Source organism: Tropicimonas sediminicola, from assembly GCF_900188335.1.
In the GTDB taxonomy this organism is placed as follows: Bacteria; Pseudomonadota; Alphaproteobacteria; order Rhodobacterales; family Rhodobacteraceae; genus Tropicimonas; species Tropicimonas sediminicola.
In genome coordinates this window covers 26053-48224 of record NZ_FZOY01000005.1, presented here as the reverse complement: position 1 = coordinate 48224, position 22172 = coordinate 26053, and the positions used below count along the sequence as shown (strand labels likewise).

Sequence of the window (22172 nt, the reverse complement as noted above, 5' to 3'; positions counted from 1 at the left end):
TATCGATACCATTCAATGTCAAGGCTTGGAGATCTGATCATGGGAAGCCCGGCAATCCTGCAAGTTGGCCCCTATCCGGAATGGGACGAAATCCCGTTGAACGAGGCCTTTACCGTGCATCGGTACTTCGATGCGCCGGACAAGGCGGCGCTGCTCGAGGAGGTCGGGCCGGCGATTCGCGGCATCGCGACCCGCGGCGAGCTGGGCGCGGACCGCGCCATGATCGCGGCCTGCCCGAACCTCGAGGTGATCTCGGTCTACGGCGTGGGGTACGACGCGGTCGACCTGGCCGCCTGCCGGGAGCGCGGAATCCGCGTGACCAATACCCCCGACGTCCTGACCCGCGACGTCGCCGACCTCGGCGTTGCGATGATGCTGTGCCAGGCGCGCGGCATGGTCGGGGCCGAGGCCTGGGTGCGCGACGGAAGCTGGGCCTCCAAGGGGCTCTACCCGCTGCGCCGCCGCGTCCACGGGATGCGGGCGGGCGTGCTGGGCCTTGGCCGGATCGGCTTCGAGGTCGCCCGGCGGCTTGCGGGCTTCGACATGCAGATCGCCTACAGCGACGTGGCGGCCAAGGACTATGCGCCGGACTGGGAGTTCATCGCCGATCCGGTGGCGCTGGCCGCGCGCTCCGACTACCTGTTCGTGACGCTGGCGGCCTCGGCCGAGACGCGGCACATCGTCTCGCGCGAGGTGATCGAGGCGCTCGGGCCGGAGGGGATGGTCATCAACATCTCCCGCGCCTCCAACATCGACGAGGAGGCCCTGCTGGACGCGCTGGAAAGCGGCAAGCTCGGCTCGGCCGCGCTCGATGTTTTCGAGGGCGAGCCGGCGCTGAACCCGCGGTTCCTGGCGCTCGACAACGTCCTGCTGCAGCCGCACCACGCCTCGGGCACGGTCGAGACCCGCAAGGCGATGGGCCAGCTCGTGCGCGACAACCTGTCGGCCCATTTCGCAGGTCGCGACCTGCTCACCCCGGTTCTCTGAGGCACGCCATGAAATCCATCGTCATCCACGCCGCGAAAGACCTGCGGATCGAGGAACGCGACAGCGACACCCCCGGTCCGGGTGAGGTCCAGGTGCGGCTCGCAGCCGGCGGGGTCTGCGGCTCCGACCTGCATTACTACAACCACGGCGGCTTCGGCGCGATCCGCCTGAAGGAGCCGATGATCCTCGGCCACGAGGTCGCGGGGCATGTCACCGCGCTCGGCGAGGGGGTCGAAGGGCTGCGCGTCGGGCAGCTCGTCGCCGTGTCGCCGTCGCGGCCCTGCTATCACTGTCAGTACTGTCTCGAGGGGCAGCACAACCGATGCGAGAACATGCGGTTCTACGGCTCCGCCATGCCCTTCCCGCACATCCAGGGCGCCTTCCGCGAGGTGCTGGTGGCCGATGCCCGGCAATGCGCTCCGGCCGACGGGCTGACCCCCGGCGAGGCGGCGATGGCCGAACCGCTGGCGGTGACGCTGCACGCCACGCGCCGCTGCGGCGAGATGCTGGGCAAGCGGGTGCTGATCACCGGCTGCGGCCCGATCGGGACGCTCTGCGCCCTGTCGGCGCGACGCGCGGGCGCGGCCGAGATCGTGGCGACCGACCTGTCGGATTTCACGTTGGAGATGGCGCGCAAGAACGGCGTGGACATCACAGTCAACACCGGCACCGATCCGGACGGGCTTGCGCCCTACATGGCTGGCAAGGGCTATTTCGACGTGCTGTTCGAATGCTCCGGCGCCGCGCCGGCGCTGGCGGCCGGGATCGCGGCGCTGCGCCCGGGCGGGATCATCGCACAGCTCGGGCTGGGCGGCGACATGTCTCTGCCCATGATGGCGATCACCGCCAAGGAGCTGGAACTGCGCGGCTCGTTCCGCTTCCATGCCGAGTTCTTCACCGGCGTGAAGCTGATGCAGGCCGGTCTGATCGACGTGAAACCGCTGATCACCCACACCGTGGGGCTCGACGCGGCGGAGGAGGCCTTCAAGGTCGCCTCCGACCGAAATTGCGCAATGAAGGCTCAGATCGCCTTCTCCTGAGCCCAACGCGCAATGTTCCGGCGGTGCATAGCCGTCGGAACACGCGTTCCATACAACCCGACCGCCATGATTTGACGCACCCGGAGAGGTATCGGTCTCTCCGTGGGCCGAGCATCAATTGTCAATTTATGTTCAATGGGTTGTCACTATTTGTCCAGGTTACAGTCAGTCGCTCACCGCATGGCCGATACCGGAAACAGCGATATTGACGGGTTGATTTGGTATCGATACCATCAACCATACAGCGAGAATCGCGGGCCAGCCGTGCACCCCCTCCCGGACAGCGCGACGGCCGGATGACATCGCTCATCCAAGACGGAGGAGGACCGTTGGGTAAATTCATCGAAACCTTCTGGAAGGCCATCGACACCGTGATGGCGGTCCTCATGGCCGCAATGATCGCGCTGGTCTTCATCAACGTGGTGTTGCGCTACGGCTTCCACTCGGGCCTGCGCCCCTCGGTCGAGCTGTCGCGGCTCGGCTTCGTCTGGGTGGTGATGCTCGGCTCCGTCGGCGTCCTGCGGCGCGGCGAGCACCTGGCCGTGTCGGAGTTCTCCGAGGTCCTGTTCCCCGCCCTCGTCCCCTACATCCGCAAGGTGATCTGGCTGATCGTGCTGGTCTCGGCGGGGATGCTGTTCTGGGGATCGGTCCAGCAGACCATCGCCAACTGGCACAACATCTCGCAGCTCACCGGCCTGCCGACCGGCCTGCTCTACCTGGCCGGGGTCATCTCCGGTGCGCTCATGGCCATCGTCGCGGTCGCCCATATCTTCGGACCGCTGGAGCACGTCGTGCGTGACGCGCCCGTTTCGGAAGGCGAGGACAAACAATGACCCTCATCCTGTTCCTCACCGTCCTGCTCGGGAGCATCCTGCTCGGGCTTCCGGTCGCATTTGCCCTGCTGCTGAGCGCCATGGCGCTCATGGTGCAGATGGACATGTTCAGCGCCAACATCCTCGCGCAGTCCCTGCTGAACGGGGTCGACAGCTTCCCGCTGCTCGCCATTCCGTTCTTCCTGGTCGCCGGGGAGGTGATGTCCGTGGGCGGTCTGTCCACCCGGATCGTCCGGCTGGCCTCGGCCCTGCTCGGGCACCGCCGCGGCGGGCTCGGCTACGTGGCGATCTTCACCTCGGTCCTGCTCGCCGGCCTGTCCGGCTCGGCGGTCGCGGATGCGGCGGCGCTGGTCTCGATCCTCTACCCGATGATGAAGAAGGCCGGCTATCCCGAGGCGCCCTCGATGGGCCTGATGGCCTCGGGCGGCATCATCGCCCCGGTCATCCCGCCGTCGCTGCCGCTGATCATCATGGGTGTTGCCGGCAACATCTCCATCGCCAAGCTGTTCATCGGCGGCATCGTGCCCGGCCTGATGATGGGCATGGCGCTGGTCATCGTCTGGTCGATCGTCATCCGCAAGGAGGACGTGCAGGTGTTCAAGAAGGCCGACAAGGCCGAGCGCCGCGCCGCCTTCCGCGACGGGATCTGGGCGCTGTTCCTGCCGATCATCATCATCGGGGGCATCCGCTTCGGGATCTTTACCCCGACCGAGGCCGCCGTGGTCGCCGCGGTCTACGCCATCGCCGTCTCGACGCTGGTCTACCGCGAGCTGACGCTGGCCAAGTTCTACCAGGTGCTGGTAAGCGCCGCGCGTTCCACCTCGATGGTGATGTTCCTCGTGGGCTCGGCCATGGTCGCCGCCTGGCTGATCACCGTGGCGCAGCTTCCGCAACAGCTCGCCGAGATGCTTGGCCCGCTGATCGACCATCCCAAGCTGCTGATGGCGACCATCATGATCATCGTGCTGCTGGTCGGCATGGTCATGGACCTGAGCCCGACGATCCTGATCCTCGTGCCACTGTTCATGCCGATCGTGAAGATGGCCGGCATCGACCCCGTCTACTTCGGCCTCGTCTTCGTGATCAACACGTCGATCGGCCTCATCACGCCGCCCGTGGGCACCGTTCTGAACGTGGTCTGCGGCGTTGGAAAGGTGCCGATGAGCCACGCCGTTAAGGGCCTGCTGCCCTTCCTGCTCGTCTACCTGCTGCTCCTGGCGCTGTTCGTCGCCTTCCCGAGCATCATCATCGTTCCGATGAACCTGCTTATTGGATAATCAACCGGAGGAAACCCAATGAAACGACTTCTCGCAGCGACCGGCCTCGCAACCGCCGTTCTCTTCTCGGCCGTCACGGCTCAGGCGGCGACGACGCTGAAACTGGCCCACGCCGCGCCGGAATCCGACCTTCAGCAGACGCTGTCGGTGTTCTTCAAGGAGCAGGTCGAGGCCCGCAGCAACGGCGAGCTCAAGGTCAACATCTTCCCGCATGGCCAGCTCGGCTCCGACAGCCAGATGATCGACGGTGCCCGGTCCGGCATCATCGACATCGCGATGTCCGGCCTGAACAACTTCACCGGCATGCTTCCCGAAGCCGGCGCCTTCACCCTGCCCTTCATGTTCCCGGACCGCGAGACCGCCTACAAGGTGCTCGACGGCGAGGTCGGGCAAGGCGTCTCGGCCAGCATGGAGCAGTTCGGCCTCAAGGGACTCGGCTACCCCGAGAACGGCTACCGCAACGTCTCCAACAACCGCGGCCCGGTGACGACCCCGGCCGATCTCGACGGCGTGCGGATGCGGGTCAACAACTCCAAGGCCCTGAACGACATGTTCGACCTGCTCGGCGCAAACCCGCAGCAGATCCCGGTGGCCGAGCTCTACACCGCGCTGGAGACCGGCGTGGTCGACGCGCAGGATCACCCGATCGGCGTCGTGCTGTCGTTCAAGTTCTACGAGGTGCAGGACTACCTGACCCTGACCCAGCACGCCTACGCCCCGCTGGCGCTGGTGATGAACCTCGACAAGTTCAACGGCCTCTCCGAGGACGAGCAGAAGATCATCACCGAGGTCGCCGCCGAAGCCGTCGCGATGCAGCGCGAGCTGTCCATCGAGAAGGAAGAGGAGATGATCGCCGAGCTGGAAGCCGAGGGCATGAAGGTGAACCGCGACGTCGACAGCGCCGCCTTCCAGGAAGCCGTGAAGCCGGTGTGGCAGAACTTCATCGACGAGAACGGCGACGCGCTGGTCAACGCCATCCTCGAGGCGTCGAAGTAACCCGACACCCGATCCCGAAACACGCAAAGGGGCAGACATCGGTCTGCCCCTTTATCGTTTCGTCGGGTGAGAGCGCCCCCGTCAGGCGTCGCGCTCCATGATCCACTCGACCGGCGGCGCGGGGACGAAGCGCCATTTGCGCAGCGGGCCCGCCATCACGTTGAGGTAGTACATCTCGAAGCCATAGGGTGCGCCGCAGGGGTGGTGCCCGCGCGGCACGAGCACCACGTCGCCATCCGACACGGCCATGGTTTCGTCGAGCTGGCCGTCGTCTGTGTAGACACGCTGGATGCCGAAGCCGTCGGCCGGGTTCAGGCGATGGTAATAGGTTTCCTCCAGATAGGTGATCCGGGGAAAATCGTCCTCGTCGTGGCGGTGGCTCGGGTAGGACGACCAATGGCCCGCCGGGGTGAAGACCTCCGTCACCAGCAGGCTGTCGGCATAGTCCTCGTTCTCCATCGCGATGTTGTTGATGAACCGGGTGTTCGTTCCCTTGCCGCGCTCGGTCAGGGTGATGCCGTCCGGGCCGATCCGCCGCGCGTCGTGGCCGCCCATCCCGGGCGCGGAACAGACCGCGAGGACGCAGTCGGTTTCCGCCTCGGCCTCCCAATCGGTGCCGTTGGGCAGGTAGAGGCAATGCGGCGGGGTCTTCTCGAAGACGTTCATCCGCTCGCCGAGGGTGCCCCAGTCCTGCCCCGCGCCGCGGATCCGGGCCTTGCCCTCGACCATCACCAGGATGACCTCGCGCTCCCCGGTCGCCTCGCGCGCCGTGTCGCCGGCCTTCAGGCGGTAGAGCGAGAAGCCGACATAGCGCCAGCCGGCGCTGTCGGGCGTGATCTGGTGCACCTTGCCACGGGACCCAAACGGTTTTCTGAGGAGATCGGGCATCTGATGTCCTTTCATTCCGACCGGCCAAAATGGCCGGCCGGAGCTGGAGTTGCGACCCGCCGCGTCACGCGGCCTGTCGGGTTTTCTGGGCGGCCAGCACGCCGGCGAATGCCTCGGCGGTGCTTCCCTCGGCAACGGCCTGCGCCAGCAGCTCGGCCTGGCTCACCGGTGCGTTGCCACCGATGGGCGGGTCCGTGTCGAGGTTGGTCGGGAAGGGGTAGCCCTCCGCTGTCGCGGCGATGGCGGCCTGCACCTCGCCGTCCGAGAGCCGGCCCGCCTGTTTGAGCGAGATGAGCACCGGCAGCAGGGCCGTCGACATGGCTGCGCGGTCGACGCTTTCCATCGCGCGGCCGAAGGCGGAAGACACCTGCAGCAGGTTGACCATCCGTTCGATGTCGGCGCTTCGGTTCTCGCCCGCGGCGTGGAACAGCGCCGGGTTGAAGAACACCGCGTCACCCTTGGAGAGCGGAAGCTGGATACAGGCTTCCTCGAACCAGGCCGCGTGGTCCGCCTCGTGGAAGGCGAGGTATCCCGGGCCGTAGAGCTGCGAGAACGGCAGGAGCTTGGTCGGCCCGCTCTCGATCGGCATGTCACAATGGGCCACCGCGCCCTGCAGGGTCAGCGTCGCGGTGACCTCGTGGGCATGCGCCGGGTAGCGCGCGGCGCTTTCGGCGCTCTGGAAACCGAGGTGGTAGTCGCGGTGCGCCTGCTGCGCCTTGCCGCCGGGCCGCACCTGGTTGACCTGCGCGGTCATCTGGTAGTTCGGGCCGAGCCAGGCCTCGGCCGCCGCCGCGATGGCAATGTTGCCGAAGTAGAGCGCGAACCCCTCCGGATCGCGCAGGCAGTGCTTCTGCAACGAGTTCCAGATGCGGTCGTTGGCCCCCGAGGCGGCAAAGTGATCACCCTTGCCGGCGTTGGACGCCTTCTCGTCCGAGATGATCTGCCGGAACACGTCCGAAGCGCGGTCGATCGGCGCGGTGTCAGCATAGGCGCCCTTGAGCGCGATGACGCCCGCGGAACTGCGCAGCACCCAGGCCCATTCCGCCTGCAGGGCCCGGCGTTTCTCCGGGTTCTCCAGCACCGGGGCGAGGTGCGCCATGTCGTAGATCGGCACGTTCTTTTCGACCGCCGCGGCATGGGGCACCGCGTCGGCCTGGAGGTTCTGGGAGGTCAGCACCTTGAACTCATCAAGATCGCAGGACTCGCGACCGAAGTACCCGATAAATCCAAGAGGACGATCCACCATGAAAACCTCCATTGCCATGGCTTGCGTTTTGGCCCCGAACGGGACCGGCGAAATCAGCCTTCGATCTGCAATCCGGACCTGCCGCAGATCGAGACGATGTGCTCGTAGCCCAATTTCGAGTAGTCGAAGGGCGGCGCCTTGGCAGGGTCCTGCTCGGCCTCGACGACGATCCAGCCGGCGTAGTCCATCGCCTTGAGCCGGTCGGTCACCGCCTGGAAGTCGATGCTGCCCTCGGGATCCCCCGGTACGGTAAAGGCCCCGCCCGCCACCGCATCGAGGAAGCTGCGATCCTCGGCGCGGATGCGGTCGATCACCGGCTGGCGCACGTCCTTGAAATGGACGTGGTGGATGCGGTCGCCCCACTTGTCGAGCACCGCCAGCGGGTCCGCGCCGGCGAAATGCAGGTGCCCGGTGTCATAGAGCAGCGTCAGTGCCGGATCGCTCCCCTCCATCAGCCAGTCGATATCCTCCGCGTCCTCGATCATGCTGCCCATGTGGTGATGATAGCTCAGCACCACGCCCTGATCGGCGGACCATCTGGCCAGTTCCGAGAGCTTCGCGGCATAGGCCAGCACGTCGTCCCGGCCGAGCTTGGGCCGCTGGCTGACCGGGGTGCCGATCTCGCCCTGCACCGTGTTGGAGCATTCGGCATAGACGATGCAGGGGGCATCGAGCGCCGCGAATTGCTCGACCTGCTGGCGGATCGCCTCCTTCTCCTCGGCCACAGACGCCTGCATCAGGTTGCCCGAGCACCAGCCGCCGCAGAGCGCGACGCCGTAACGGTCGAGATAGGCGCGCAGCCCTTCGGTATCCGCCGGCATCCGGCGGCCGCGTTCGACGCCCTGGTAGCCGATGCGCCCGGCGTCCTCCATCGCGCCTTCGGTGGTGAAGGCCGCGGTCAGTTCCGGCAGGTCGTCGTTCTGCCAGGCGATGAGCGATATCCCGATCTTCACAGCCATCAATCTGCCCTCTGGGTTTTCCTGTTCTCGACATAGCCGGCTCGCGCCGCGTTGACCTCGGCCCGCTCGGAGACCTCCGGCACGCCCACGTCCCACCAGGTTCCGCCATGCGGGGTTGAAGGGTAGGGATCGGTGTCGATGACGATCACGTATGGGCCTTTCACGCCGCCGCGCCTTGCCAGCGCCTCCTCCAGCTCGGCGATCGAGCCGACCTTGACGCTCGTCGCCCCCATCGCCTCGGCATGTTTGGCGAAGTCGATGGCCGAGGCTGTCTCGTGGATCGTGTGGTCGAGCAGGTTGTTGAACTCCGCCCCGCCGCAGCCCATCTGCAGCCGGTTGATGCAGCCATATCCGCGGTTGTCGGTCACGACGACGGTGAAGGAGATCCCCATCATCGCGGCGGTCGCCATCTCGGAATTGGCCATCATGTAGGTGCCGTCTCCGGTGAAGCAGATCACGTCCCGCTCCGGCTCCGCCATCTTGATCCCCATGGCGCCGGCGATCTCGTAGCCCATGCAGGAGAACCCGTATTCCATATGGTAGGAGCCGGGCCGCCCCGCCTTCCAGAGCTTGTGCAGCTCGCCCGGCATGGTGCCGGCGGCGCACATCGCCACGGTATTCTCGTTGGCCGCGCGCTGCACGGCGCCGATCACCTGCATGTCCGTCGGCAGGGCGTTGCCCTCGGGCGCGTCGGTCAGCGGGTCGACCTTGGCGAACCAGCCCGACTTGAGCGCTTCGGCCGAGCCCTCCGCCCGGTAGCCACCGAGCGCCGCGCCCAGTTCCTCGAGCCCGACCAGCGCATCCGCCTGCAGCGGCATCGCCCCGTGCTTCGCCGCGTCGTAGGCCGCGACGTTGAGGCTGACGATGCGGCGCTCGGGGTTGGCAAAGAGCCCCCAGGAGCCGGTCGTGAAATCCTGGAACCGCGTGCCGACACCCAGCACGAGATCGGCTTCGGCGCAGACGTCGTTGGCGGGCTCCCCGCCCGTCACCCCGATGGGGCCGAGGTTGAGCGGATGATCCCAGGGCAGCGCCGACTTGCCGGCCTGCGTCTCGGCCACGGGGATGTTGTGCGCCTCCGCGAAGGCCCTCAGGGCCTCGGTCGCAGCAGCGTAATGCACACCGCCCCCCGCCACGATCACCGGGCGCCGCGCCGCCCGGCACAGCTCTGCGACACGCGCGAGTTCGCCCGCGTCGGGACGGATGCGGCGGCGATGCCAGACCTTCGGCTCGAAGAAGCTCTCGGGATAGTCGAACGCCTCGGCCTGCACGTCCTGGCAGAAGGCCAGGGTCACCGGGCCGCACTCGGCCGGGTCGGTCATGGTGCGGAAGGCGCGCGGCAGGGCGGTCAGCAGTTGCTCGGGGCGGGTGATACGGTCGAAATAGCGGCTGACCGGCTTGAAGCAATCGTTGGCCGAAACCGTCCCGTCGCCGAAATCCTCGATCTGCTGCAGGACGGGGTCCGGCCCACGGTTGGCAAAGACATCGCCGGGCAGCAGCAGCACCGGCAGGCGGTTCACATGGGCAAGCGCGGCCGCCGTGACCATGTTCGTGGCCCCCGGTCCGATGGAGGAGGTCACCGCCATCGCCCGCCCGCGGCGCAGCTGCTTGGCATAGGCGATCGCCGCGTGGGCCATCGTCTGCTCGTTGTGACCGCGAAAGGTCGGCAGATAGTCCTGCGCGTGATAGAGCGCCTCGCCGAGTCCCGCCACGTTGCCGTGGCCGAAGATCGCCCAGCAACCGGCAATGAACGGCTCGCCTTCATCGGTCATCTGCGCCCCGAGATAGCGGACCAGCGCCTGCGCCGCGGTCAGCCGAAGTGTTCTGCTCATGCCACTGCCCTCGTGCCCTGTCTCGCCGCGTCCCAGACGCCGCAAAGCTGTTGATACCTTTCCGCCATCTCGGCCACGGCCTCGCCGTCGGAGATGTTGCCCGCCATCCAGTTGCGGGCCGCGTTGCCAAAGATGGTGCGGCCCACCGCGAAGCCCTTGACCAGCGGTTGGCGCGCGGCCAGCGCGAAGCTTTCGGCCAGCTCGCTTTGCGGTGCGTCGAGCCCCAGCACCACGATGCCCCGGGTGCGCGGATCGTTGCGCTCGATCGCCTCGACCGCCGCCGCCCAGGCCTGCTCCGTCTTGAACGGCTCCAGCTTCCACCAGTCGGGATAGATGCCGAGATCGTAGAAGCGCTGGATCACGCGCGGGGTCGTCTGTGCATCCACCGGCCCGCATTTCGAGGGGATCACCTCGAGCAGGAACTCCAGCCCGTTGCGCCGTGCCGCGCTGAACAGGCGCAGGACCGTCTGTTCCTGCGCGGCCCACATGTCCGCGTCGTCATCGGGGTGGCAGAAGCAGAGGCATTTTACGACCTGGTCGCGCGGCCATTCGCTCAGCTTCCCGTAATCCGGCCCGATCTGGGGCTCGAGGGTCAGCGGGCGCGAGCCCGGCCATTCCACGGGCCGCCCGATCCACAGGCCCGTCCCGGCGGCCTTGTAGAGCGCGTCCCGCCCGAGCCGGCCGTCGCAGAGGATGCCGTAACCGTCCGCGCCATTGCGCACCTGAAGGGCCGCTTCGAGGCAGAGTTCCTTGAACCGTCCGATCTTCTCGGGGGTCGCACCCTCCATCTCCTCCTTCTGGCTGCGATGGTCGAAGGCGAAGACGCGCATCTCCGGCCAGTCGCCGGCGCGGTTGGTGGCCCAGTGCACCTGCTCCAGCTCGGCATCATGGCGCAGGTCCGGCCGCCGGATCCCGCGTTCGAAGAAGAACTGCAGCTCCTCCCAGCTCGGATAGGCCGGCGTGCAGCCGTGGCGGCTGACCGCAAAGGCGCCGCAGGCATTGGCGTATTTCAGCGCCACCGGCCAAGCCTCGCCGTCGAGCCAGCCCTTGAGCAGGCCGGACATGAATCCGTCGCCGGCGCCGAGCACGTTGAACACCTCGATCGGAAAGCCGGGGCCGGTCTGGCCGTCGTCCAGCGAGCCGGGGATCTCGCCCTCGAAGGCCACCGCGCCCAATGCGCCGCGCTTGCAGACCAGCGTCGCCTTCGAAACGGCGCGCACCGCGCGCAGGGCTTCCAGCGTGTCGGTGGAGCCGCCTGCGATGTGGAACTCCTCCTCCGTGCCGACGATCAGGTCGAACAGGTGCAGCGTCGATTGCAGCTTGGCCGTGACCTTGTCGCTTTCCACGAAGCGGCTCTCGCCCTCGCCATGGCCTGCCACGCCCCAGAGGTTGGGCCGGTAGTCGATATCGAGCGCGGTCTGCATCCCGGCCTCGCGGGCGATCTCCAGCGCCTTGATCGTCGCCGCCTCGACCTGGGGATGCGACAGGTGCGTGCCCGTCGCCACCACCGCGCGCGCCCGCCGGATGAACGCCGGATCGATATCGTCCACCGTCAGCCCCATGTCGGCGCAGTGCTCGCGATAGAAGATCAGCGGGAACTGCTCCTGGTCGCGGATACCGAGCAGAACCAGCGCGGTCAGGCGCTCCGGGTCGGTCTTGACGCCATCGGTGTTCACCCCCTCGCGGGCCAGCTGCTCGCGGATGAACCGCCCCATGTGCTCGTCGCCGACGCCGGTGATGACCGCCGATTTCAGCCCGAGCCGCGCGGTGCCGCAGGCGATATTGGTGGGCGAGCCGCCGATGTACTTGTCGAACGACCCCATGTCCTCCAGCCGCCCGCCGATCTGGGCGCCGTAGAGATCGACCGACGAGCGCCCGATGGTGATCAGGTCCAAATCCTTCATGCGTCCTCTCCTACCTGCATGATCGTCCGGCCGTGCGGCCGCGCCATGGCGAGGGGTTCGCATGCCCCCGCCATGGCCCGCGCCTCAGACGTCGGCCAGTCGCACGGGCGCGCCCGTCTTGCGCGATTGGGTTGCGGCCTCGGCCATGGCCAGCGCCGCGATGCCGTCGTCGAGCGTCACCGGAAGCGCGCCGCCACCGCTGATCGCCTCCATGAAGGCAGCCCATTCGGCGGCATAGGACGGCATGTATCGCTCGAGGAAGAAATAGGTGGGCTTCGCCCCGGTCACGCCCGCGGTGGTCGATTTGACCACGGTGTTTTCCAGCATGTTCTGCGCCTGCAGAAGCCCCTCGGAGCCGAGCAACTCGACCCGCTGGTCATAGCCATAGACCGCCCGTCGGGAGTTCTTGATCACCGCGATCCGACCGTCGGCATAGGTCATCGTCACCACCGCGGTGTCGACGTCGCCCGCAGCGCCGATCTCGGGATCCACGATCGAGGACCCGGCCGCCATGACCCAGACCGGCGGTTCGCCCATCATGAAATTGGCCATGTCGAAATCGTGGATCATCATGTCGCGGAACAACCCGCCGGACACCTTGACGTAGGCCACCGGCGGCGGCGCCGGGTCGAAGGAGGTGATCGACAGCAGTTCCGGCTTGCCGATATCGCCGGCCTTGAGCGCCGCCTTCATCGCCCCGAAGTTGGGATCGAAGCGGCGGTTGAAGCCGATCATCACCGGCTTGCCGGTCGTCGCGGTCGCCGTCTGGCAGGCCCGCGCACGTTCGAGGCTGAGGTCCACCGGCTTCTCGCAGAGCACCGCCTTGCCGGCCTGCGTCGCCGCCTCGATCAGGTCGGAATGCGTGTCGGTCGAGGTCGCGATAAGCACCGCGTCGATGCTGTCATCGGCGATGATCTCCTCCGTCGTGCGGGCGACCGAGCCGTATTGCGCGGCCAGCTTCTCGGCGTTCTCCGGGTAGAAATCCGAAACGGCGGCCAGGGTACTGCCGGGATGGGAGGAGATGGCGGTGGCGTGAACGCCGGCGATGCGGCCGGCACCAAGGAGACCCACTTTCAACATGTCATCGTTCTTTCAGTTGGTGTTACAGCGTGAAGGCAGCACGGAAGGCCGCGAGGGCGTCTTCCGGGTCATTCCTGGCATAGGCTTCCATGCCGACCGGACCGGCATAACCCATATCATCCAGCGCCCGCGCAATCATCGGCCAGTTCATCTCTCCGGTGCCCGGCTCGCAACGCCCCGGGTTGTCGGCAACCTGCACCTCGCCGATCCAGGGCAGACAGGCCTCGGCATGGCGGATCACGTCCCCCTCGCCGATCTGCGTGTGGTAGAGATCGAGGTTGATGCGCAGTTGCGGCCTGTCGACGGCGGCGACCAGCGACAGCACGTCCGCCGTCGAGTTGAACGGGCAACCGGGATGCTCGCGCAGGTTGAGGTTCTCCAGCGTGAAGGTCACGCCCTCTCCCTCGGCCATGTCGCAGATCCGGTGAAGCGTGTCGCGGGCCCGCAGCCACATGCCCGGCGCCACATGGGCGAGCTGCTGGATCGGCAGGCCCTGATCGCCGAGCCCCGTGCCATGCAGGTTGAGCCGCTGCACGCCGAGTCGCTTGCCGACCTGCGCGGTCTCGCGGGCGGACTTCAGAAGCATCTCGGCGCCCTCGGCATCGGCGAGCCGGCCTTCGAGATAGCCGTTCATGATGGTGAAGGTGGCGCCGGTCTTCTCCAGCGCGTCGAGATCCCACGCGGGCCAGTTCCAGAGCCCGACGCCGAAGCCCATCTCGTGCAGGCGCGCCGCGCGCCATGCGATCGGTTTGTCCTGCCAGAGCATTTCGGCGCAGGCCGCGAGTTGAAAGCCCATCTCAGATGTCCTGTGGTTTGAAGTCGGAAGGGGCAACGGGCATCACGCCCTGCAGCAGGGCCACGGATTTCTCGAGCCCTTCAAGAGAGTTCAGGAGCACGTCCTCGTGCTCGATCGACAGCCAGCCGTCATAGCCGGCCATCTTGAGACGGTAGCAGAATTGCCGCCACCATTCCTCGCCGTGACCGAAACCGAGCGTGATGTAGGACCAGCTCCGCGCCGGGATATCCATCAGCGAGCCATTTTCCAGCAGGCTCGTGGTTGCCTGCACCGGGGCGTTCAGCATCGTGTCCTTGGCATGAACATGGTAGACCGCGTCGCCCAGCGCCTCGGCCGCCACCAGCGGGTCGGCGCCCATCCAGAAAAGGTGCGACGGGTCGAGGTTTGCCCCGATGACGGGCCCGACCGCGTCGCGCAGTTTCTTCAGGGAGGGTACATTATAGACGCACTGGTTACCGTGCAGTTCGAGCGCGATGCGCTCGACGCCGTTGTCGCGGGCCAGCCCCGCGATCTCTGTCCAGAACGGGACGAGTTTCTCTTCCCACTGGTAGCGCAGGATCTCCTGCGTCTCCGGTGGCCAGGAAGACACGACCCAGTTCGGCATTGTGTCGGTGGCGGTGCCGGCCGGCAGGCCGGACATGGTGCAGACCGTCGTGATGCCCAGTTCCCCGGCCACGCGGATCGTGTCCTTCAATCCCTCGCCCTGCGCCGGGTCGGTGGGATGCAGCGGGTTTCCGTTGGCGTTGAGCGAGATGATTTCGAGCCCGCGCTCCGCAAAGGCAGCCCGGAACGCCTTGCGCGCGCCCGCGTCGCCGAGCATCGCCGCCAGGTCGAAATGCGGCGCCGTGGACCAGCCGCAGGTGTTCACCTCGACCCCGCTGACCTCCATCCGCACGGCTGCGTCGAGCATCGCCTCGAAGCTCATGCCGCCGAGGCTGTCGGATACGAACCCGAGCTTCATGCCGCCACCCCCCGTTGCCCGCGGTAGAACTCGGGCTTGTCCATCATCTCGACCGGCTGCTTTTGGCCGGTTGCCAGCGCCCTCGCCCCCGCCTGGGCCACGACGGCCGCGCAATAGCCGTCCCAGCAATCCGACGCGATGCCGGGGAAGCGGCCGGTCTCGACGAAGTGCAGGAACGCCCGGTTCTGGCGCACGTAGGCCTCGCGATAGCGCCCGCGCCAGTCCGCGTCGTAGCGGGTGGCGGCGGCGAGCTTCATGTCTGTCCGGGTATAGGCCACGTTGTTCATCGCGATGGAGCCGGCTTCGCCAACCAGTTCCGCGCGCACGTCGTAGCCGTAATCGGCGTTGTTGTTGATCTCAATGGTGACGAGCTGGCCGTCGCCGGTTTCCAGCACCATCACCACCGGCGCAACGCGGTCATCCGAGCGGCGCGGCTGGAGCGCGGTCACCGAGGTGAACTCGGTGTCCAGTACGTGACGCACCACGTCGAACTCGTGCGGTGCGGAATTGGTGATCGCCATGGCGCCGGTGAAGTCCGCTGCCGGGGTTTCCACGTTGCGGTGGAAGTTGTGCATCATCAGCGCGCGCCCGAGCCGGCCTTCGGCCAGCGCCTGCCGCATCTCCACGTAGGATTGATCGAACCGGCGCATGAAACCCAGCATCACGAAACGCTCGCCCGCCACCTGTTCCGCCTTCATCACCTCGATACATTCCGCAGGGGATTGCGACAGAGGCTTCTCGCACAACACGCGCTTGCCGGCGGCGATGCAGGCCATCGAGAGCGGCGCGTGCGTGAAATCGGGCGAGGCCACGATCACGGCGTCGACGTCATCGCGCCGGATCACCGCTTCCGGATCGCTCGCAGCGTCCTGTGCGCCGCAGCTGTCGGCCACCGCCGCCGCACGCTCCCGGTTCATGTCGCAGACGACCTGCAGCGTCGCCCCGGGGAGATCCTCGGCAACGATTCTGGCGTGGTCCTCCCCCATGAGCCCCGCGCCGATGATGGCCACACGTGTCATCGTGACACTCTCCCTCTTGCGGTCCGCCGTCGGGCGACCGAGTTCGTTCAAAAGATGCTGGAACGCGCCGGCGGGACCTTGCCCGCCGGGCCGTCAGTGGGCCGGCGGCGGCACGTGGCCTTCGTGGGTTTCCATGTAGCCCTCGATATTCGCCTCGAGGTCCGCCATGGACTCGCCCCCCGCCATCAGGTCCGCGATCTCCTCGCGGGTCTTGTCGCCCTTGCGGAAGTCGGCCGCGATCGCGCCGCGGATCAGCACCGCGAAGTGATCGCCGACGGCCATCGCGTGCATGACCTGGTGGGTGATGAAGATCACCGCCAGCCCGCGCTTCTTGGCCTCGTTCACGATGCGCAGCACGTGGGCGGCCTGCTTCACGCCGAGCGCCGCGGTCGGCTCATCGAGGATCAGGACACGGGCGCCAAAATACACTGCGCGGGCAATGGCCAGTGACTGGCGCTCGCCGCCCGACAGCCCGCCGACCAGCCGGTCGCCGTCGGTGATCCGGGTGATGCCCATCTTCTGGACCTCTTCCACCGCGATCCTGTTGGCCTTCTCGCGGTCGTAGACCTTGAAGGGCCAGAACCCCTTGGTCGGCTCCATGCCCATGAAGAAGTTGTGACCGACCGACATCAGCGGATAGGTGCCGCCGAACTGGTGCACCGTCGCGATCCCACGCTCCTGTGCCTCGCGCGGGCTGGAGAACGTCGTCAGCTCGCCATCCATGAAGATCTCGCCGTTGGTGGGCTGGTGCACGCCGGCGAGGGTCTTGATCAGGGTGGACTTGCCCGCGCCGTTGTCGCCCAGCAGGCAGAGCACTTCGCCCTCGCCCACCTTCAGGCTGATTTCGTGAAGCACGTCGATCGGACCAAAGGACTTGTCGACATTGCGAAGTTCGAGAACGGGTTGCTTGTCCGACATGAGGTTCTCCTTACTTCTTCTTGGATGTCGACCAGCTGGTCGCGATGTTGCGGAAGGTGTCGTTCATGAGAACGGCGATGAGAAGCATCACACCGATGATGAGGAACGACAGGTTCCGGTCGATCTCGGTGAAACCGATGGCCTGGGTGACGATGGCGAGGGTCAGCACGCCGAAGACGATGCCCATGACCGTTCCGAAGCCACCGGTCAGCAGCACGCCGCCGACCACGACCGAGATGATGGTGTTGAAGATCAGGCCGAAGTTGGCCTGGCTGGTGGCCGAGTTGAAGGTGATCACCTGGAGCGCGCCGGCAAAGGCCGCACAGGTCGAGCACAGCATGAACAGGCCGATCTTCAGGCGGTTCACCGGGATACCGGCGTTGCGGGCGCTTTCCTGGTCACCGCCGAGCGCGAAGACCCAGGCGCCCTTGGGGGACTTGTGCAGGAAGAAGTAGAACGCCGCCACCAGGCCGATCCACCAGAACACCGACGAGTTGAAGCCGAAGACCTTGCCGCCGAAGAGCGTCTTGGCCCAGTCCGGGGCGTGGTAGAAGGAGTTGGTGTTGTTGATGAACAGGATCGACAGGTAGAGCGTCAGACCCGCGACCGCGAAGAGCGTGGCGAGGGTGACGATGAAGGACGGCACCTGTGTCCGGGTGACGATGAAGCCGTTGATGAAGCCCACGATCGCGCCGACGCACAGGGCCCCGAGGATTCCGACCAGGACCGGCAGTTCGTAGTGACCGGACAGGATCGCGACCGTCATTGCTCCTGCCGGAAGCACGGCGCCGGTCGAGATGTCGAGCTCTCCCGCGATCATCAGGAAGCCGACGGGAATGGCGATGATCCCGACGAGGGAGGCGAAGTTCACCCAGGTGGTAATGCCCGGGATCGAAAGGAAATTCCTGCTGAAACCGAAAATCGCAAAGACCACGAAAACGACGACAAAGCCCATGAACGCCCCGGCCGCCGGGCTGCGAAAGAACGCTCCGAAGGAGAACCCGCCGGATGCGGGAGCCGGCTTTGGTGCAGGTTCGGAATTGCTGATTGATGTCGTGTCGGTCATCTGGACCATCTCCCGAGATACTGCGAGCAGCTTTGAAACATGACTGCGAGGATCAGGTTCGGCCGAAACGGCCGAACCTTCTTTCGATGGGTGCCACTCAGCGTGCGCCGAGTTTCACGCCCTCGATTGCCGATGCCACGTTGGACGCATCGACGATCGCCGGACCGGTCAGAACCGGCTGCGTCGCGAGCTCGGTGCCGAACTTCAGGTTGGCGAACAGCATCGAGGTGGCGAGGAAGCCCTGCAGGTAGGGCTGCTGGTCGATGGCCATGGTCTGGGTTCCGGCTTCGATGCGGTTCAGGACCGATGCGGACATGTCGAAGGTGCCCAGCATGACACTGTCGGTCTTGCCCAGCTGCTCGATGGCCGAGGCCGAGGCGTCAGCGGCCCAGGCGGCCAGGTTGATCACGGCGTCGATCGAGTCGTCGGCGATCAGCTCGGCCTTGATGGCTTCCGAGGTGCCGACCATGTCGCCGTCGAGGTTGGCGGGGACACGCACGATATAGGTCTCGGCGCCCGCTTCCTTCGCGCCGTCGGTGACGCCTTCGCAGCGGGTTTCAAGGTTGATCGCGCCGGGGATCTGGATGTGGCACAGGATCTTCTTGGCGCCCTGCTCGGCCAGGTACTTGCCGCCCGCCACACCGGCGAGATACTCGTCCGAGCCGAAGTAGTTCAGTGCACCGTACTTCTCCATCTCGCTCTGACCGGCGTTGTAGGAGGTGATGACGACGCCGCCTTCCGCGGCGGCGATCAGCGCCGGGGTTTCGGACTCGGGCAGCCAGTTCGGGATGGCGATGCCGTCGACGCCCTGTGCCACGGCCTGTTCGATCAGGGTCACGAGGTCGGGGCCGAAGTTGTCGTAGTTCTGCGTCAGCAGGTAGTTGACCGTGCCACCGTTGGCTTCGACGACCAGCGTGGCGTCGTCCACGCCCTTCTTGATCAGGTTCCAGAAGCCGTCCTGGGCCGACCCGCCGATCACGGCGATGTCCTGCGCCATTGCGCCGGATGCCATGAGGGTCGCAACAGCGGTTGCTGCCAGGGTCTTGTTGAAAGTCATGTCGATCTCCTCCCTTAGGTACGGCCGCGTTTCTGCGGCCCGACATATTCAGCTTCGGCCAGACGGCCGGTGACGCGCATCAAGGCGCAGAATGGCGCGACCCTTCAGCCGAGGCTCCGGGTCGCTGGTTCTTGGGGAAAGCCGATCACGCCGGTTCCGGACAGCTCCATTCCAAGGCACGCATCCTGCATCCATGTGCAGCGCGGGCTCTTGTAACCCCGTTCCAGAACAAGCATCCGATCTCCCCCCAGTGTCGCCGAAGCCCGATTCTTTCGTGAGCGCTATCGGCTCATACTCGATGCACTATTGACACGGACCGCCTCAACAATAATCATTTCATCATCCGTAAATCATATCAGAACATACCAAAAGTCCCAAAATCTGAAACGAAATGACATGAAACGCCCGACAATCCCCGATCTCGCCGATGCTGCAGGCGTCTCCGTGTCCACGGTCAACCGCGTGCTCAATCAGGCGGAATCGGTGCGGGAGCCGACGCGGGAGCGCGTCCTGCGGGCGGCGGAAGAGATCGGGTTCTACGGATTGGGGACGATCGAGCACGCGGTCCGGTCGACTCAGACCACGCACCGGCTCGGGGTGCTCCTGCTGCGCGGGGTGCGGGTGTTCTACCGCATCCTTGGCGAGGCCATCGCCGACGCCGCCGCGACCCATCCCGGCGCCAACATCGACCTGACGATGGAGTTCCTCGACGATCTCGCGCCGGAGAAGGTGGCCGCGCACATCCTGTCGCTGGGCGAGCGCAACGAGGCGATCGCCATCGTCGCGCCGCAGCACCCGCTGGTGGCCGACGCCATCGACACCGTGATCGACAAGGGCGTGGCCGTCGTCTCGCTGATCGGCCCGCTGTCGGCGCGCGGAAACATCAGCTTCGTCGGGCTCGACAACTGGAAGGTCGGTCGCACGGCGGCCTGGGCGTTCGACAAGATGGTGCGCGAGCCGGGCAAGATCGGCATCCTCGTCGGCAGTCACCGGCTCCGGAACCAGGAGATGAACGAAAGCGGGTTCCGGTCCTACTTCCGCGAGCACAATTCGGAATTCACCCTGCTCGAGCCGCTTGCCACCTACGAATCCTCGGCGGTCGCACGCGAGCATGTGGAGAAGCTGCTGACCGAGCATCCCGACCTGTGCGGCCTCTACGTGTCCGGCGGCGGCATCACGGGCGCCATCGCCGCCCTGCGGGCCATGCCCAAGCGGGACGACTTCGTGACCGTGGGCTATGAGCTCTTTGACGACACGCGCGCCGCGCTGATCGACGGCACGCTCTCGCTGGTCATCTCGCACCCCCTCGAACGCTTCGCGCGCGAGACCGTGGCGACCCTGATGAAATCCAAGGCCTCCGGCCCTGACGGCGGCGCCCGACGGGTCACCTTCGATTTCGATATCCACACGCCGGAAAGCGTCTGACCCACCGTCGCGGCACGGCGGCGCTCACACCGGAACGGTTCTCCCTTCCGCCGCGCTCTGCCGGGCGGCATCGAGGATCGCCAGGGTCCGCGCGCCGACCTCTGCGGTGACCGGTGGCGGCGCACCTTCACGGACGGCCCGCGCAAAGGCTTCGTAGTAATCGTGATACCGCCCCTGTTCGGAGGGGATGGTTTCGGCTCCGGCGGCGGTGAAGAGCGTGCCCCAGTTGGCCTCGGGCTCGTATCCCCAGGCGGCGGGATCATCCGCCGGGCGTTTTCCGGCAAAGATGTCCTGCGCCTGCACATCGGTGGTGCGGGAGAGGTAGCACCCCTTGTCGCCATAGGCGCGCAGCTCGCGCGCGTCGACATGGTTGAGCTTGGACGCCGACAGGTGGCTGTGCGCCCCGGTCTCGTGCCGGAGCGTCAGGGTGAAACAGGCATCCGTCGGCCCCTCGGGCAGGTCCACCATGTCCATCGTCGCCGTAGCCGCCGCGACCGGCCCCAGAAGGTAGATCATCTGGTCGACCACGTGGGAGCCGAGATCGCGCAGCAGGCCGCCGGTCGGACCGGCCTCGAGGGTCTGGGGGCTGTCCTGATCCATGCGGGAATGAACCCGCCAGACCTTGCCGATGCGTCCATCCGCGATGACCTTGCGGAGGGTCTGGAGGTCCGCGTCGAAACGGCGGTTCTGGTAGACGCCGAGGGTCACGCCCCTGGCGCTCGCCGCTGCGTCCAGCGCCATCGCGCCCTCGTAATTCGGGGCGAAGGGCTTGTCGGCGATGACATGGAGCCCCGCGGCGACGGCCTCCAGCACCAGTGCCCTGCGGGTTTGGGGCGGCGTGGTGATGGTCACAGCGTCGCAAGCACCGGCCTCGATCATCGCGGTCAGGCTGGCGAAGACCGGCACGCCGGGCCAGTCAGCCCGCGCTTTCGCCACCGTCCGCTCCGCCCGCGCCACGATGCCCGTCAGCCTGCAGCCCTCGGCCGCCGCGATGAAGGGCGTGTGGAAATGCTGCCCGCCCGTCCCGTAGCCAACCACGCCGATCCGCAGCATCGCTCAGCCCTTCACGGAGTTGAGGAAGGCATCGAACTCGTCGTCGCGGATCGGGACGGTATGTTCCGGCCCCGGGTACCCGCCGGATTCCACATCCGCTTTGAACTCCCTGAATGCCGCGATCCGCTCGGCCTGCAGCCGCTCCAGTTCGGGCGCGAAGTTGCGGTAGACCTTGCCGTGGCGCGGCTTGTGGTTCCGGCCATAGCCGCAGACATCCTCGGTAAAGAGATACTGGGCGTCGGCATACCTGCCCGCTCCCATGCCCAGCATGACGAGCGAGGAATTCTCGGTCAGGAACTTCGCCACCCGGTCCGGCACGACCTCCAGTTCCGCCCCGAAAACGCCGATCTCCTCCAGCTTCCGGGTGTGCCGCCAGAGCGCTTCGGCCTCGCCCGCCGTCTTGCCCACGGCACGCCAGCCGGTCCAGGTGATGTAGCTCGGGATCAGGCCGATATGGCCGACCACCGGCAGGTGATTGTCGCAGAGCACCTTCTGGATGTCATAGGAGGCGGCGCAGTAATAGGCGTCGCCCCCGATCCCCGCATAGTGGAAGGCGGCGCGCAGGTAATCCTCGGCCGTCGCGATCGGGCGCCCTTCGAACCGGCCCCAGCCGCCGTAGGGCAGCCCCACCTGCACGAAGCAGTCGCCCGCGGCCTCGCGCATCTCGGCATCGAAGAAACGCCCCTCGATCGACAGCATGTGGATACCCGCAGCCGCGGCAGCGGCGGCCTCCTCGGGCGTGGTCACGAACAGCATCGAGATCTTCTCGCCGCGCTTCTTCATGGCGCGGATGTCTTCGACGTGGGGTCGATTGTGATACATCGGGTCGTCCTTTCCG

20 protein-coding genes are annotated in these 22172 nt (G+C 66.5%); 6 read left to right on the top strand and 14 right to left on the bottom strand.

Translation table 11 applies throughout. From position 1 onward, the window contains the following. The first annotated feature begins 39 nt into the window (after positions 1-39). The 5 genes from CHB86_RS13705 (at position 40) to CHB86_RS13685 (ending at position 5133) form a co-directional block, all read left to right on the top strand. Complete coding sequence (locus CHB86_RS13705) at positions 40-987, top strand: 2-hydroxyacid dehydrogenase (RefSeq protein WP_089233638.1); 948 nt, start codon at positions 40-42, stop codon at positions 985-987. A gap of 8 nt (positions 988-995) precedes the next feature. Beyond that, a complete protein-coding gene (locus tag CHB86_RS13700; protein WP_089233637.1) occupies positions 996-2027 on the top strand; it encodes an L-idonate 5-dehydrogenase in 1032 nt (343 codons plus the stop codon). 329 nt (positions 2028-2356) lie between these two features. Then, a complete protein-coding gene (locus CHB86_RS13695) occupies positions 2357-2860 on the top strand; it encodes a TRAP transporter small permease (RefSeq protein WP_089233636.1) in 504 nt (167 codons plus the stop codon). Continuing rightward, positions 2857-4137 (top strand): TRAP transporter large permease subunit, encoded by a 1281-nt coding sequence (locus CHB86_RS13690; protein WP_089233635.1) that lies wholly within the window; start codon positions 2857-2859, stop codon positions 4135-4137. Before CHB86_RS13695 ends, CHB86_RS13690 begins: the two co-directional genes overlap by 4 nt. Positions 4138-4155: 18 nt before the next feature. Further along, on the top strand, positions 4156-5133 hold the full coding sequence (locus tag CHB86_RS13685; RefSeq protein ID WP_089233634.1) for a TRAP transporter substrate-binding protein: 978 nt from the start codon (positions 4156-4158) through the stop codon (positions 5131-5133). An 81-nt stretch (positions 5134-5214) separates the two neighbouring features. On the opposite strand, the gene iolB is transcribed toward CHB86_RS13685, so the two are convergent. The 12 genes from iolB to CHB86_RS13625 all read right to left on the bottom strand — a co-directional run bounded on the left by iolB (position 5215) and on the right by CHB86_RS13625 (position 18856). Continuing rightward, positions 5215-6021 carry a 5-deoxy-glucuronate isomerase gene (gene iolB / locus CHB86_RS13680; RefSeq protein ID WP_089233633.1) on the bottom strand — a complete coding sequence of 269 codons (807 nt, stop codon included), beginning with the start codon at positions 6019-6021 and terminating at the stop codon, positions 5215-5217. A 64-nt stretch (positions 6022-6085) separates the two neighbouring features. Then, positions 6086-7267, bottom strand: a complete 1182-nt coding sequence (locus CHB86_RS13675; protein ID WP_089233919.1) for a phytanoyl-CoA dioxygenase family protein — start codon at positions 7265-7267, stop codon at positions 6086-6088. A 53-nt stretch (positions 7268-7320) separates the two neighbouring features. Next, positions 7321-8226 (bottom strand): myo-inosose-2 dehydratase, encoded by a 906-nt coding sequence (iolE, locus tag CHB86_RS13670; protein WP_089233632.1) that lies wholly within the window; start codon positions 8224-8226, stop codon positions 7321-7323. Next, on the bottom strand, positions 8226-10055 hold the full coding sequence (gene iolD, locus CHB86_RS13665) for a 3D-(3,5/4)-trihydroxycyclohexane-1,2-dione acylhydrolase (decyclizing) (RefSeq protein WP_089233631.1): 1830 nt from the start codon (positions 10053-10055) through the stop codon (positions 8226-8228). Before iolD ends, iolE begins: the two co-directional genes overlap by 1 nt. Continuing rightward, the gene (locus CHB86_RS13660; RefSeq protein ID WP_089233630.1) at positions 10052-11959 is read right to left on the bottom strand and encodes a bifunctional 5-dehydro-2-deoxygluconokinase/5-dehydro-2-deoxyphosphogluconate aldolase; all 1908 of its coding nucleotides are present in this window, start codon (positions 11957-11959) and stop codon (positions 10052-10054) included. Before CHB86_RS13660 ends, iolD begins: the two co-directional genes overlap by 4 nt. An 84-nt stretch (positions 11960-12043) precedes the next feature. Beyond that, positions 12044-13039, bottom strand: a complete 996-nt coding sequence (gene iolG, locus CHB86_RS13655) for an inositol 2-dehydrogenase (RefSeq protein ID WP_089233629.1) — start codon at positions 13037-13039, stop codon at positions 12044-12046. Between the two features lie 22 nt (positions 13040-13061). Further along, positions 13062-13835: a TIM barrel protein gene (locus CHB86_RS13650; protein WP_089233628.1), complete on the bottom strand. Its 774-nt coding sequence runs from the start codon at positions 13833-13835 to the stop codon at positions 13062-13064. A 1-nt stretch (position 13836) separates the two neighbouring features. Next, the gene (locus CHB86_RS13645; protein ID WP_089233627.1) at positions 13837-14796 is read right to left on the bottom strand and encodes a sugar phosphate isomerase/epimerase family protein; all 960 of its coding nucleotides are present in this window, start codon (positions 14794-14796) and stop codon (positions 13837-13839) included. Next, positions 14793-15815: a Gfo/Idh/MocA family oxidoreductase gene (locus CHB86_RS13640; protein ID WP_089233626.1), complete on the bottom strand. Its 1023-nt coding sequence runs from the start codon at positions 15813-15815 to the stop codon at positions 14793-14795. The genes CHB86_RS13645 and CHB86_RS13640 overlap by 4 nt, the downstream gene beginning before the upstream one ends. A gap of 93 nt (positions 15816-15908) precedes the next feature. After that, positions 15909-16733 (bottom strand): ATP-binding cassette domain-containing protein, encoded by an 825-nt coding sequence (locus CHB86_RS13635; RefSeq protein WP_089233625.1) that lies wholly within the window; start codon positions 16731-16733, stop codon positions 15909-15911. A gap of 10 nt (positions 16734-16743) precedes the next feature. Continuing rightward, the gene (locus CHB86_RS13630) at positions 16744-17799 is read right to left on the bottom strand and encodes an ABC transporter permease (RefSeq protein ID WP_245837961.1); all 1056 of its coding nucleotides are present in this window, start codon (positions 17797-17799) and stop codon (positions 16744-16746) included. Between the two features lie 97 nt (positions 17800-17896). Next, a complete protein-coding gene (locus tag CHB86_RS13625) occupies positions 17897-18856 on the bottom strand; it encodes a substrate-binding domain-containing protein (RefSeq protein ID WP_089233623.1) in 960 nt (319 codons plus the stop codon). A 396-nt stretch (positions 18857-19252) separates the two neighbouring features. On the opposite strand from CHB86_RS13625, the gene CHB86_RS13620 reads away from it, so the two are divergent. Further along, positions 19253-20281, top strand: coding sequence for a substrate-binding domain-containing protein (locus CHB86_RS13620; protein WP_089233622.1), 1029 nt, complete (start codon positions 19253-19255; stop codon positions 20279-20281). Positions 20282-20305: 24 nt separating this feature from the next. Here CHB86_RS13620 and CHB86_RS13615 read toward each other — a convergent pair whose 3' ends face one another. Next, the gene (locus tag CHB86_RS13615; RefSeq protein WP_217898312.1) at positions 20306-21334 is read right to left on the bottom strand and encodes a Gfo/Idh/MocA family protein; all 1029 of its coding nucleotides are present in this window, start codon (positions 21332-21334) and stop codon (positions 20306-20308) included. A gap of 3 nt (positions 21335-21337) precedes the next feature. Next, complete coding sequence (locus CHB86_RS13610) at positions 21338-22156, bottom strand: 3-methyl-2-oxobutanoate hydroxymethyltransferase (protein WP_089233621.1); 819 nt, start codon at positions 22154-22156, stop codon at positions 21338-21340. Between the last annotated feature and the right edge of the window lie 16 nt (positions 22157-22172).